The sequence below is a fragment of the Sulfitobacter guttiformis genome (assembly GCF_003610455.1).
Taxonomy (GTDB): domain Bacteria; phylum Pseudomonadota; class Alphaproteobacteria; order Rhodobacterales; family Rhodobacteraceae; genus Sulfitobacter; species Sulfitobacter guttiformis.
In genome coordinates this window covers 2,337,132-2,350,546 of the sequence record NZ_RAQK01000001.1, presented here as the reverse complement: position 1 = coordinate 2,350,546, position 13,415 = coordinate 2,337,132, and the positions used below count along the sequence as shown (strand labels likewise).

Genomic DNA, 13,415 nt, shown 5'->3' with positions numbered 1-13,415 from the left:
AAAAACGCCTGCTGTTCCAATTTCAGCTCATGTGACAGTGGGAAAGCGACCGCTGACCGCTTTAACCGTCGTAAGCATAGCCCACACCATAGACCGAGCGAATGGGGTCCCAACTGCTGACGGCAGCGATTTTTCGGCGCATATTCCGGATGTGGCTGTCGACGGTGCGGTCAAAGACCTCGGTATCATCCGGAAAAGCCAGCGACAGCAGTTGGTCGCGCGAAAAGACTCGCCCAGGACGCGCGACAAGCGATTGCAGCAACGAAAATTCACGCCGTGTGAGGCCAAGTTGTATACCATCAATCGTCGCCTGCCATTTGTCGGCATCAATCACCAAGCGCGCATTACTTACGTTATTTTCAAGCGCTCCACCGGAGGGCCGTCTGCGTAAAACCGCTCTGACCCGCGCAACAAGTTCGCGCGGAGAATAGGGTTTGCACAAATAGTCGTCGGCCCCGAGCTCAAGCCCTAGTAGGCGGTCGATCTCCTCCACCTTTGCGGTCGTCATGATGATCGGCACATCGGATGTTTTGCGGAGTTCGCGGCAGATCGTCAGGCCATCCACACCGGGCAGCATCAGGTCGAGGATGACCAGATCATGCTGTTGTGCGTGAGCAATCTCGACAGCGCCTGTGCCCTCGGCCAGCAAGTCGACGCGCATACCCTCTGCAATCAGATAATCCCGTACAACTTCGGCGAGGGTTACCTCATCCTCTACGATCAAGATGCGCGGCGCCGTCATGCGGTATCCTTAGGCAAACTTATTTTGATTTGTAGCCCGCCCAAGGTCGAGTGCGCAGCGGAAATCGTGCCGCCGTGGGCCTCGACAATTACTTTGCATACAGACAGACCCAATCCCGACCCACCGGATGCGCGTGATCTTGACCCTTCCACGCGGAAAAAGCGATCAAACAGCCGGTCAACATCGGCATCCGGCGGCGCTGGTGGCGTGTCATCGACGGTCAGAACCGCAAAATCCTCTACTTCCCGCAATCTTATGCGCACTTGCCCCGGTCCGTCCGTATATCTGCCCGCATTCTCAAAGAGGTTATCGATGACCTGACCAATTTGCCCACCGTCGCAGTCGATCAGTATCTGGGCCGTCAGATCAAGTTTTAGATCGATCCCTTGCGTGGCCAGCTTTGATCTCGCCGTCTCGGCGGACGCCCTTGCGATCCCTGAAAGGTCTTCGCGGGCAAAATTGGCCGATAGTTCTGCCTCGCGTGCGTAAGATAGCGTTTTGAGGTCCTGGACCAAACGGGACAGCCGCATCAGCGCCGTATGCATCTCAGTCAGTGTCTTCACATTGGGCTGGCGTATCCCGTCCTGAAGCGCCTCAATCTGGGCGCGCAGCACCGCAAGGGGGGTCTGCAATTCGTGACTGGTGTTCGATATCCACTCCCGCTCGGCCTTTGCCGTCTGTTCAAGCGTTGCGGCCAGAGTGTTGTAGTGGCCGATCAACTGACCCAACTCATCCGTGCGATCCTGCCTGATCCGCGCCGTATAATTACCCCGGGCCATTGCCTTTGCTCCAGTTTCCAATCGCCTGATCGGCCCTAGCAACTGGCGCGCGATGATATAGGCCGCAACGGCTGAAACGAGGATTGCAATCAATGCGGACAGCAGGAGAGACATGTACTGGCCTCGCAGAAAGAAAGCATCGCTGGCGTTCTCGGCTGCAGCGGGTGCGTTCATCCCGAGATAGCCGAGAACCTCTCCATCGGCACAATCGCCCTGCGTACAAATCGGGCGACGGTCAAACACCTTCGTGCGTTCCGGATTGCCTGCAATCTGGATACCCTCGCGATCAAGTAGAACAAGCCGTTCATCCAGTCTCAAGCCTTCACCACCTGCGCCAAAGGGTGGCGGCTTACCTGCCGTTGGCGGCGGCCCGGCGGGTGGAGGACCAGGCGGCCGGCCGCTGTCTATACCCGGACGTGGGGTATGCGTGCGCACAAAATCGTTCCATTGACGCTGATTATCCGCGAACTCGGTCCAACCGCCCCGATGTGCGTAAGCCAAAGAAGATGTCAGGTCGTCGAACCGCGCAAGCTCACCTCGAAGCAGATACTGGGCAAAACCATCCCGCATCCATACCGCGACTATCAGCGCCATAACCATGACCACCAATACAGCGGTTGCAGCAATAGCGGTAAATATTTTTGCGAACAAAGACCTGCGGATATTCTTCATAATGGCTGATATCACATTAAAATGTGCAGAATGTATGCAGGTTTTTATCCAATTCGACAGTTTAGCTCTTTAAGGTAGCGCGCATAGAAACTCTGTCTTTTGACCATTGGCGTGGACTTGATCCCAGCGCAAAGCACCTGAAAAGATTAGTCTGCGCACAGATTGGCCCACCAAAGCAATGCCAGACACAGCGCAGGTGGAATGCCCACACTGAAGTGGTCCATCAATTGGGATATGATTATCCCGTTTTAGGAGGACTAAGCGATGGCTGCAGAACGAGAAAAGCAAGAAGGTATTGTGCTGAGGCTTCGGCAGGTTGAGTTTTTCAAGGGCAAGGAAAGTCGGTTTCCGAGGCTGTTCGTCAAATCGGCGTAACGTTTCAAACCTATCATTGTTGGCGCAAAGAATATGGTGGTATGGGCCGCGATCAGCTGAAGGAGCTTGAGACTGAAAACCAACGCCTCAAACGTGTCTTGGCGGATCTGTCGTTGGAGAAAATGATCCTCACCGAGGCCGGATGGGGAAACTTCTAAGCCCTTCGCGTCGCCGTCTATGCATTGACCACGTGCGGCCAACCCTCTGCGTATCTGCGCGCAGAGTTTGCCACACACTCGGCCAACATCATTCGACGCAGCGCAAGGTGCCATGCGGCCTGCTTGATGAAAAACGGCTGACCGAGGATATTGTCGCACTGACGAAAGAGTTCGGACGATACGGCTGTCGTTTGCTCACGGGCCTGCTGAATAACAGTGGCTGGCACATGAATCATAAGTGCCTCTCTCGTGGCTTGCAATCAAACCACTGCTGGGCAGCGGTAGAACGAATTTGGCGACGAGAAGGGCTTAGAATTTCACAAAAACAGTCCAAGAAGGGGCGGCTTTGGCTGAACGACGGCTTCTGCGGACGATTGCAGGCGGAGCGGCCAAACCATGTTTGGTCTTATGACTTTGTTCAGGATCGAACGCATGACAGGCGGGTTTACCGCACGCTGAATATCTTTGATGAGTTCATGAGGAAGGCGCTGGTGATCAGGGTTCAACGCAGTCATGCCGCACAGCGCTTTGCGCTACCGTCCGTCCGCGCCAGAAAGCATGATGCCGATAGACCAGAGACCGACCATGCAATAAAATTAAACTGAACCACACGGTGGAGGCACTCCAACGACATGGCTGTGGAGTTATTCGAGCATGGTAATGGCATGGTCCCGCAATCAATTTGGCGAGATTGAAGTTTAGCGTAACAAATGCATACTCAAAAGGCTACGACCCGCCAATCCATATGATCTCTGATTTTTATGCAGAGACGTTTAACGCTGGTGGCTCCAAGGAGCGCTGTGGCAGTTCGGATGACTTTGCAAAACTCACTTTCTGCGTATGGTTTCCAGCTGTAAGGGGCACAGCGAATGACTTCTTCCTGCCCTTGAGATTGATTGCCAAGTCGCGTTTTTGCAGTACAAGATTTGAAATATTCTGCAGCTATCGCTGTAGCATTAAGTATCTGAGTACGAGGGTTCGTTCTATTCCACATTGGCAATGAAAGGCTTGGTTTAGATTGCTTCTGGTAGACTCAGTTTAAAGCAACTGCCTACGCCAACAGTGCTACTTACAGTAAGGCTGCCATTTTGCAGATTTGCCAGACTTTGGGCAATGGCCAGCCCCATGCCAGTGCCACCCGCCCGTCGTGTTGCGGTGGAATCAACCTGATAGAAGATCTCGAAGATATTCTTCAAATCCTCTTCTGGAATTCCAGGGCCGCTGTCTTGCACTATGAAAATTACCATCCCTTCTTCAGATCTAATTTTCAAACGAACAAAGCCCACTTCGGTGAACTTTATCGCGTTACCTATCAGATTGAAGAGGATCTGACGCGACCTGACAACGTCAGCGAAAACCGTGCCGGCATCTTGTAGCACCTCAAACTCAAGTCCTTTCTCATGAGAAAGCGTCCGGAGCTGGTCGATGACAGGTTCTACAATGTCTGCAACTGCGCATTGCGTCGGTTCAACAACCATGCTGCCCGACTCTACCTTCGCGACATCGAGCATCTCATTGACCAGAAAAAGCAAATGTTCTCCTGACTTGATCAATCGGTCCATCATACTTGAAAGCTGGTCAAATACTTCATTCGCAAGACCTAGCGTTTCCGCCGAGGAGGCTTTTTCATCGTCGTGCACTGCAAGTAACTTTTTGGAAGCAGGCATCAAACGCGCATTCTGAATTATTCTAGCCACGCCAAGTATAACTGTTAGCGGCGTTCGAAGTTCATGGCTTAGAAGCCCCATGAAATCGGTTTTGGCGTCATTTGCGGCCTCAGCGGCCTTCTTAGCTTGTACCAGTTCTGTAATATCTACACGGAGACCAACGTAGCTCCCGTTTTCTAATTGATGGTCCGAAACCTTAATGACCCTGCCATCTAACAAATACTGTTCGTTTTCAGCCGGTACCGTTGAATCGAAAGATGCCAACCGATGCTTCATCCAGTCAGTTTCTCTAGCGTGACCATGAGATTTGCTTTGCAACTCTAACCCAGCGTTCAGAAACTGCCTCAGGTGTGTCCCTGGTTTTAGTAGCGATTCCGGGAAACCGTATATCTCTCTGTATTTCTCGTTGCTCATTATCAGGCGATCGTGTTCGTCGAACATGACGAAGCCATCGCTCAACGCTCCCACTCCCCTATTTAGCAGAGCTTCCGCTTGCTTCCGCTTTTCCGATAGCCAAAGCACATAGATGAAAGTTAACATCAGCGTCAGAGCGGCTGCTGTTATTATAGTTCTCTGCATCCAACGGTCTGGGTATGTTTCGGGCCAACCGCCCTTTGTTGTGGCGTGCAGGACCCAGTTCTCGAATTCAAAGTCGAACTGTAGTTTTACGGTATCGTCTCCGAGCAGTGCCTGTTTGCCATATACGAATGTACCTTCATCGTCTGGCGATTGCCCAGAAATATCAATAAAAAGATCATATCGTTCTTCAGCTTTGGTGAAACCCGCTTTGGCCAGAAATTTCTGATAATCAAGCACTAACGAAGCGACACCCCAAAATTGCTGCTCAGCTTCGTCGGCTATATCATCAGAACTGACTTCAAGCTTCGGTAAGTAGACTGGAGCCCTTAGTATTAGTCCTGACCCACCTTGTGCCAAGTTAACGGGCCCGGTAATCATTTCTTTTCCAGTCATGAACATTCTCTTCACGGTGGGATATTGTTCGCTATTAGTTCGATAGTCTAATCCCAAAGCACCTCTATTCCCCTCTAGTGGGTGGACTAAGGTGATAATCATATCAGGAGCAGCAGCAATACTTCTTACGATATCTTCCACCCCGCGAATGCTCGAAACCCGTGCTGAAAATTCCTTCTGAGAGATGTCTGGATTTTCTCCAATGAACGTTGAAAGCTCACGTAGGACAAGCGACTGAGAGTGGAGCACGCTCTCAAAACTTTCGCGCACCTCCAGCAGTTCACTATAGGTGGTCGACCGGACTTCCTGAAGGTATGAAGCATAAAGCAACCGGTCGAGACGATAAGCTGCAAGCATGATGATCATGAGTGCTACGCAAATGCCTAACAGCGCCCATGGCCCACCGATCCGCGTTCCCCTAAGTGTTTTCCAGTACAATACAACATCCAGCCTGCTTGTTTGCGAATATGCTGACGTCACCATACGTTAGGCGTAGCAATCTAACTATCTTAAATTGTCTATAAAACACTTGCATGACAGACTTAAGATTAAGCTGCCCCCCTCCCCGCGAGCATCAGACACTCCCTACGCTGCGAGCTGTAGTTTGCTCGTCTTCAACACGAAGGAGATAAGCAATGTCGCAATGGAGGCAACAGCAACCGGAATTCAAAAACTATGGAGGCGTTGGGGGTGCTGACTGGCAAATAGACGGTCAGTGGGACGGCGAGCAATTTGCCTTGCTGTCGATCTCGAAATTATCGCCTTATTATGAGCCGAAGGGTGAGACAGAGATAAACCTCGATCTAATGCGGCTAATCGATAAGGATCTCTTGGCGACACCGTTTTTATGGCGTGCGTCTGATTACATGGTATCCGAGCAATGAGAAACAGCTCGTGAATGAGAAGCGGGGCAAACGCTTAGTGCGGTTAATGGGCCATGTGCCGATCTAGCAGAAGCCCAGCACCAGCGAGACTGCGAAAGGCCGCAAATCCTCGCGCGATACCAATTTCCCTTTGTTTTGCCAGCCTGTGACGACTTAGCAGTGGCATAACATAGCAAATATTGCGCGAGTTAGCAGCTCGGCGGAAATAGACTTATGCAGTTTTTCCTCAAGGAACGGAATCAACGACGGTGAGTTACATCTGCGTAACATCACATCAGGAGAATTTCGAATGAAGACCATGGCAGAAGCGTTTCACCATACACTCAAAGACATCTACTACGCCGAAAATGCATTAACCAAAGCAATGCCGAAAATGATCGACGCCGTCGATGACGGTGACATCAAATCCGCATTTGAGGATCATCTTAAAGAGACAAAAGAACATGTGAAACTGCTCAAAAAAGTATTTGCGACAATCGACAAGCCCGCAGAAGGTGAAAAATGCGATGCCATCGAAGGCTTGATCAAAGAAACCGAGGGCATCATTGAAGAAGCGAGCGGCAAAGCGTTAGGCGCATGTCTTATCGGCGCGGCCCAAGCTGTAGAACACTATGAAATTGCGCGCTACGGAACGCTACGTCAGTGGGCGAAGGAGCTGAAAAACGATGAAGCTCATGACCTCCTTTCGCAGATTCTGGATATGGAAAAAGCGGCCAATGCCAAGCTAACTGGAATTGCAGTCGCCGCTGCGTAACACAGCAAACTATTTTGATTGCTAAATGAGGAAGGGTGGATAGGCATCATGCCTGTTCAACCCTTCCCACCGCATGAATGACTTTTTACAGAAAATTTATATTGCCAAAAATTGAATAATTCTCCTAACCTCCAGATATTGGAAAATTGCATTGTTATCTGGGAGGAGACAGCATGAAGAAATTTAATTTGAGCTTAATTTCAGGGGTGGTTGTATTTTCAGCAGCGTTGAGTGGTTTTACCGGCGCATGGGCTGATAATCTACCACGAGGCAACGCTAAAGAGTTAGGATTTGATCCAGACCGACTTACGCGCATGGACGCTACTTTTGAGGAACTGATCGACAAGGGCATGATCCCCGGTGCTGTTATCATGGTCCTTCGCGACGGGCAGATCGCACATTTATCCAGTTTGGGTAAGCGCACCCCCGACGGGGAACCGATGACGGAAGACAGCCTTTTTCGCATCTACTCGATGACCAAGCCAGTTACAACTGTAGCTGCGATGATGCTGGTTGAAGAAGGTAAACTCGCTCTGAATGCGCCAGTATCGAGTTATCTTCCTGCATTTAAAGATCTGACAGTAGCTACTGGCGAAAAGGATGCAGATGGCAATGCCATGACACGCGCAGCAAAAGGCACAATGACTGTACTTGATCTGATGCGGCACACCTCAGGCCTAACCTATGGCTTTTTCGGTGTGGGGCCCGCCCGCGAGGCGTATAATGAAGCCGGTGTAGGAAGCGCGGAGAACACCGCTCTTGAGCAAGCTAACCTGATAGCAACCTTACCGCTAGAACATGATCCAGGCACAAAGTGGGAATATTCACGGTCTACAGACGTTCTTGGCGCCGTTGTCGAAGTGGTCAGCGGCACAAATCTCGAAGAGTTTATGAAGACGCGTATTTTCGACCCCTTGGGCATGGTTGATACTGCATTCTATGTCGATGTTGAAAGTGATTTCGCGAGGATAGCTGAACCCTTTGCTGATCAGGCAAATATTGGTGAACGTCCAGTATTCGACCCACGGGTTCGCAAGCCTAATCTTTCAGGTGGCGGTGGCCTGATGTCGACCGCGCACGATTATGCTAAATTCGCACAAATGATGTTAAACGGCGGAGAATTGAATGGCACGCGGCTGCTATCGCCCAAAACCGTCCAGTTGATGACGTCGAACCACATGAGAAATATCGAACCAGGAAAATACTATCTCCCTGGTGAAGGGTATGGATTCGGTCTTGGGTATGCTGTGCGCCTCGAAAACGGCAACGCTCCTTCGTTTGGTACAGCAGGTGATTACAACTGGGGTGGAGCGGCTGGGACAGCATACTATACTGATCCGGAGGAAAGCCTGATCGCGCTGCTAATGATCCAGTCACCAGCTAACCGCAGCTCATTGCGTCTCATTTTCAGAAATTTAGTTTATCCAACAATTGCCGACAGCAAAGTAGAAAATTAAGTTTTCAGCATCAGCCGTCACTGCTGGCTGATGCTCCTTTTTGGGGTTTTTGATTTTCTGGAATTTAGGGACTATTTAAGTGGCGTGAAGCGTCGCAACTGTTCGTTCCTTGCCGTTGTTGCCCCATAAAAAAACTGTTCTAATTCACATGTTACGCGCTATTTGAAGCGGTTATACATCGGGTCTTAATGAACCAGCCAACACTATCGGATCTAGGCAATTTTCCGCTGTAGATCGTAGGAGCTGTGAAGCACTAAGGAACAGCTCGCGCTGACGAAGGCTGTCATCTAAATTTAAAGCACTGAGCAATGGTAATTGTTGCTGCAGGTTTAGGGCACCTACGTGCAACCATAGCAAGGACAGAATGGTACAAATGATTATAGAATGATAGTCCGCCTCAAGATCCCAAAATTTAATATTTGATTTTGGAATCTTACGTACCTACCCCTTTACAAATTCCCTTATTACCGTTGAGAACGTGACTAATGAAGAAGTTGTCATTCGCGTATACCTTAATCCCCATCAACTTCGGCATTCTTGGTGTCGCAACGCAAGACGCTTTGCAAAGCTATGCCGGCGGCAATCTTACCGCGTCTCAATAATTGAAAAACTTCGTTGATCGCGGAGTGTTTAGAACAGCTGCAATATGTCTGTCTGCTGGAGAAGAACTGAATGGGTACACCAAGTCCTAATATTACAACGGCTCAACAGGTAGAAATTCAATTTCCGTTTCTGTAGGATTGCTTTTCCCTCAGTCAATTTATGGTTACCCCTCAATTTCTGTGACCATTCTCACTTGTAGCATACGATCGGCGCCCACGATCTTTCCGTAGGACCAATTTTGATTTAGACTAATAAATTCTTCTGGCGAAGTGAACGATACTTGGATCGCTCAGACGATGTCACCTGGCGCGCAGCATCGCCAGAAAGCCGATGCTTGCCCGCCTCCAAAAATTCTCCAAGCAGCCAAAATACAAACTTTCATCGATCGCTTCACCCCTCGCAGGACCCGCCTTACATAACCTTGCATGGAAGTGGGCGGCACAGAACCGAGCTTCTATCTCTCGGCATGTAGGCCAGCCAACACATTGCGGATAGTCTCTTAGGCTAAGTAAGTCTGGCGTGTCTTGCGACAGGTGTTCTTCATCACTTTCTCGGCGAATTTTTCGAGGTTTGTGGCCGCCTCGTCATCTCGATCAGATACATAGTAGGAAAGAACGATGCCTTCAGTTATTCAGCCTGTGCAACGTTGCGTGTCATATGCCTGTCCTTGTTAATCAATTTCAAAAATATCGCTTGCTTCAGCTATTTCCATCGCCAGATCGACGTCCCATTTCGTAATTTCTTTTTGCCGGACATAGCTGTTTGACCTAATACATGCGGTTACTTGCTTATGGCTTTGGAGAAAGACACGTGCAGTTTCGCCATACGTTGCGATAATATCTTCAGGTCGCATCGCCGCAATGAGAGTGGGGAACACCTGCTTCATCTACTTTCGGGCGGTACTGCTCAACATCTCCAGCGCTGTTTGTCCGGGATAAAAACTTTCGCTTGGAATTCCCTCTGCAAAAATTATTTGATGCGCGTCGAACATGAGATGCATATAGGTGACCTGCCGCTTACCCTTGGCAGGACGAATGCTGAACATGGCTTGGGCGAGATATGCCGCGCGCGCCAGATAATCCTGCCCCAGAAGCATACCATACTGGCGCGAAAGCAGCACATTGCGTCCCACCCCCAGCACGCCTTTTTTTGATTAGCACCGGATGAAGCCGGTTGTTATTCAGGAGTTCAGATTGCGTGACTTGTCGCTGCCCGATCCACGCTATGCGCTATGGGCCATTGTCCATGGTGGTAACCCAATTGCCGGCGCGCAGATCGTCGATCAGGACATCGCTGCGCGGCGTGCGAATTAAAGTCCCAAAGGTAAAACAGATCACGCCGGTGTTTTCGGAAGTGAAACTGGAATTATCGGCAGAAGCACCTTGGAACGTGATCCCGCCACCGGGCCCAAATTGACCTATTTGGACCCATAAGCGCTGACGTCAGACAGGGCACGCCGCATCGCTAATAATGACCCGACGCTTTTGACATACAGTCTTTGTAAACCGTTCGAGTGGCTATACGCTCATTTCAGTCGGCCAGCGAAGGCAAGAAATCGGTGTGCTCATATTCAGTCTTTCCTGTTATTCAAAGCAGCATAAACAAAGGGCAAAAAATCGCCACAGATGACGACAAAGCACGTTTGCGATATCTGCTGTGCAGGGTTCCTTGGCACCGGAGTGGGCCGCCGGATCAAAATCTGACCGCAACTAAAACCTGTCAAAATTCAACCTTACTCACATGCACTTTGCCGTCACGTTTAGAAATCAATTTGACTGACGCGTATCGCGAATTGGTAAAGAAGGTTCCCGATGTTTCAGCTAAATACATAAAGCTCAAAAGGACCCGTCGAACAGATCCTCTGATTACAGCAGCGGATGCACGGTTTTACCAGCTGAAACATAGACGATGAAATCCGCATTCTGACCTTAAATGCCATCCCAAAGGCAGGCACTATCATAGCTATCCTTCGCCCAAACAACTGATCCGCCTCAACAGCGCATACGATTTTATGGTTGTCCGTCGCACAAATTTTACGGCTCTTTTCGACCTTCCACAAATTCGCATCACTCGTTACGACCTGCATCCTGCACTCACAGCAGCATCAATGACGAAGTTCAAAAGTCTGCTTTTGCACGTCTCGTGCAAATGGCGAATACGGCCGATGAATACCAAAATGTAGTGGACGAAGCAGGGCAAGGAGATGTGTGTCAGAGATAAAAAATTTTTAACGGCAACAAGCAGTACAAAACCAAGCGTCAGGATGTGCTACCTCAGACCAGGCTCCAACACAGGTGCCTCTGGAAAGGAATGAGGCGTGAGATTTGACCTTAGGTAAAGATGTAACCGGCACAGCCGACAAGGGCGGCTGCGTCATCCTCGATTGTCCAGACAGACGGGTTGAAGCTGGTTGTGATCGCACCTGGCCGTTGAAGGGCCGCCATGCAGGGCGATGGTGAAACTTCGAGGAGTGCGCGTGCAATACTCCCCGCCAGATAGATGCCCGATGACGGCAAATAGGCCATCGAGAGATCGCGCAACAACTCTCCCAATAGGCAAGCATAGACATCAATCGCCCGCGTCACATCATCTGCTCCGGTTTTGCCGTAGGCCGCAATTGCGGCAGGGCCGTCCAAGGTCGGTTGCGCAGTCATTCGCCTGCAAAATGAAGTAAATCCCCTCCCCGAAAACAGCGCTTCGATGGTCATGAAATTACCCGCGTCAACATTCGCGGCCAATAAAGCGGCGCAGATACTGCGGGGCATGGTGATATGCCCTGCCTCTACCGCCGGGCAAAAGACGAGATTCGATTTCTCCAAAACCGGACTGACGTTAAATCCCGTACCCACTCCCACTACCAGTGACTGGGCAAGGCCTATCTGTTTAGGAGCGCCATCAGTCACCAGTCGCAACTGGCTTTCGCTTAACATCGGGACCGAATAGCCAAGCGCGGTGAGATCGTTCAACAGTCGAACATGCTTGCAACCAAACGCCCGCTTCAGCTCCGCGCTATCGATCTCCCAAGCGCGGTTTGTAAGGCGTGCACGATCATGGTTCACAGGCCCGGCCACTGCGACGACCATTTGCTGTGGCACAGCGCCCGCCCCTTTCAGAAACGCGGCAATAACGGCATACAGGCTGTCCCACCGGTCATTTGCGTAAGTGCGAACCGTTGCAGGTCTGATCGTGCCCCCATCGCTCAAAGCCAAACGGGTATTTGTGCCTCCGACATCCGCGACCAGTCGCATCGCGTCAATTTAACCGCAGGCCGGTAGACGGGGAGAAATACGACACTTTCCCTAAGTCTACCGCAAGGCGTTGCGCGACACCTGCTGTCGCCGTTGTCTCAGCATGCAGGCGCGCGGTCACATGCTTGCCACCCAACTGCATCACAGCAAAGGTATCGGCGCCCGCAGGCTCCACAATGTCGATCACGCATTCTGCCTCTTGGCTATCTGGCCCGCCCCGCGCTGCGGCATCGGCAATATCCTCGGGACGCACACCCAGAATTACATCCTCTGGCAAGTCCCTGTTTTTGGTGTCGGTCAGAATGATGGGCGCACCGTCCTTGCGTGTTATCTCGATTTCTGTGGAGGTCCCGTTCGACCGCGCCTTCGCGGGTATAAGGTTCATCGCTGGGCTACCCATAAAGTCGGCCACAAAAAGGTTCGCGGGCCGGTTGTAGATTTCTGCAGGTGTGCCAATCTGCTGGATAATACCAGCCTTCATTACCACGATTTTGGTGGCGAGCGTCATCGCCTCAATCTGGTCATGAGTGACGTAAACCATCGAGGCGCCGAGGCGCTGGTGCAAGGCCTTGATCTCGGTGCGCATCTCGACGCGCAACTTGGCATCGAGGTTCGACAACGGCTCGTCGAACAAAAAGAGCTTGGGGTCGCGGACCAGCGCACGGCCCATTGCAACCCGCTGGCGCTGCCCTCCCGAAAGCTGACCCGGCTTGCGCTTCAACAACGGCTCTATCTGCAACTGCTGGGCCACATAGGCGAGCTTTTCATCCTGTACTGATTGCGCGATGCCGCGCACCTTCATCCCGAAGGTTATATTTTTGGCCACCGTCATCGTCGGATAGAGAGCGTAGGACTGGAACACCATTGCAATATCACGGTCTTTTGGGCTGACGTTTGTCATGTCCTTACCGCCGATGGCGATTTGTCCGCCATTGACCGGCTCAAGACCTGCAATACAATTGAGTAGGGTGGATTTGCCACAGCCCGAGGGACCTACAAGGACCAGAAAATCACCTTCGTCGATCGACACGTTGATGTCTTTTAGGATCTCCATTGCGCCATAGCTTTTGAACAGATTGTTGATTTCCAATATAGCAGCCATGG

At 51.0% G+C, this 13,415-nt stretch carries 11 protein-coding genes and 1 pseudogene; 4 read left to right on the top strand and 8 right to left on the bottom strand.

The genetic code is table 11. The annotated features are described in order from the left end of the window. Window positions 1-61: 61 nt before the first annotated feature. Together C8N30_RS11430 and C8N30_RS11425 are read right to left on the bottom strand one after the other, a co-directional pair. Window positions 62-742, bottom strand: a complete 681-nt coding sequence (locus C8N30_RS11430) for a response regulator (RefSeq protein WP_025061109.1) — start codon at window positions 740-742, stop codon at window positions 62-64. Continuing rightward, window positions 739-2,193, bottom strand: coding sequence for an ATP-binding protein (locus C8N30_RS11425; RefSeq protein ID WP_025061108.1), 1,455 nt, complete (start codon window positions 2,191-2,193; stop codon window positions 739-741). Before C8N30_RS11425 ends, C8N30_RS11430 begins: the two co-directional genes overlap by 4 nt. A 264-nt stretch (window positions 2,194-2,457) precedes the next feature. Between C8N30_RS11425 and C8N30_RS19615 the strand changes: the two are divergent. Then, window positions 2,458-3,235 (top strand): annotated as a pseudogene (locus C8N30_RS19615) (transposase); the annotation flags it as partial. Window positions 3,236-3,739: 504 nt separating this feature from the next. On the opposite strand, the gene C8N30_RS11405 reads toward C8N30_RS19615, so the two are convergent. After that, window positions 3,740-5,731, bottom strand: coding sequence for an ATP-binding protein (locus C8N30_RS11405; RefSeq protein WP_025061105.1), 1,992 nt, complete (start codon window positions 5,729-5,731; stop codon window positions 3,740-3,742). A gap of 269 nt (window positions 5,732-6,000) precedes the next feature. Here C8N30_RS11405 and C8N30_RS11400 point away from each other — a divergent pair, with 269 nt between their 5' ends. From C8N30_RS11400 to C8N30_RS11390, 3 genes are all read left to right on the top strand, one after another. Then, entirely contained in the window at window positions 6,001-6,249 is a 249-nt protein-coding gene (locus tag C8N30_RS11400; protein ID WP_025061104.1) for a hypothetical protein, read from the top strand. 289 nt (window positions 6,250-6,538) lie between these two features. Then, window positions 6,539-7,003, top strand: a complete 465-nt coding sequence (locus C8N30_RS11395) for a YciE/YciF ferroxidase family protein (protein WP_025061103.1) — start codon at window positions 6,539-6,541, stop codon at window positions 7,001-7,003. Between the two features lie 173 nt (window positions 7,004-7,176). After that, window positions 7,177-8,460, top strand: coding sequence for a serine hydrolase domain-containing protein (locus C8N30_RS11390; protein ID WP_025061102.1), 1,284 nt, complete (start codon window positions 7,177-7,179; stop codon window positions 8,458-8,460). A gap of 1,273 nt (window positions 8,461-9,733) precedes the next feature. Here the strand turns inward: C8N30_RS11390 and C8N30_RS11385 are convergent. From C8N30_RS11385 to C8N30_RS11365, 5 genes are all read right to left on the bottom strand, one after another. Beyond that, the gene (locus C8N30_RS11385; RefSeq protein WP_025061101.1) at window positions 9,734-9,949 is read right to left on the bottom strand and encodes a hypothetical protein; all 216 of its coding nucleotides are present in this window, start codon (window positions 9,947-9,949) and stop codon (window positions 9,734-9,736) included. Next, window positions 9,950-10,195, bottom strand: a complete 246-nt coding sequence (locus C8N30_RS19805) for a Hint domain-containing protein (RefSeq protein WP_025061100.1) — start codon at window positions 10,193-10,195, stop codon at window positions 9,950-9,952. A 97-nt stretch (window positions 10,196-10,292) separates the two neighbouring features. Then, entirely contained in the window at window positions 10,293-10,400 is a 108-nt protein-coding gene (locus tag C8N30_RS19950; protein ID WP_170151169.1) for a Hint domain-containing protein, read from the bottom strand. A gap of 993 nt (window positions 10,401-11,393) precedes the next feature. Then, the gene (locus C8N30_RS11370; RefSeq protein ID WP_025061099.1) at window positions 11,394-12,311 is read right to left on the bottom strand and encodes a glucokinase; all 918 of its coding nucleotides are present in this window, start codon (window positions 12,309-12,311) and stop codon (window positions 11,394-11,396) included. A gap of 4 nt (window positions 12,312-12,315) precedes the next feature. Continuing rightward, the gene (locus tag C8N30_RS11365; RefSeq protein ID WP_025061098.1) at window positions 12,316-13,413 is read right to left on the bottom strand and encodes an ABC transporter ATP-binding protein; all 1,098 of its coding nucleotides are present in this window, start codon (window positions 13,411-13,413) and stop codon (window positions 12,316-12,318) included. Window positions 13,414-13,415 lie beyond the last annotated feature (2 nt).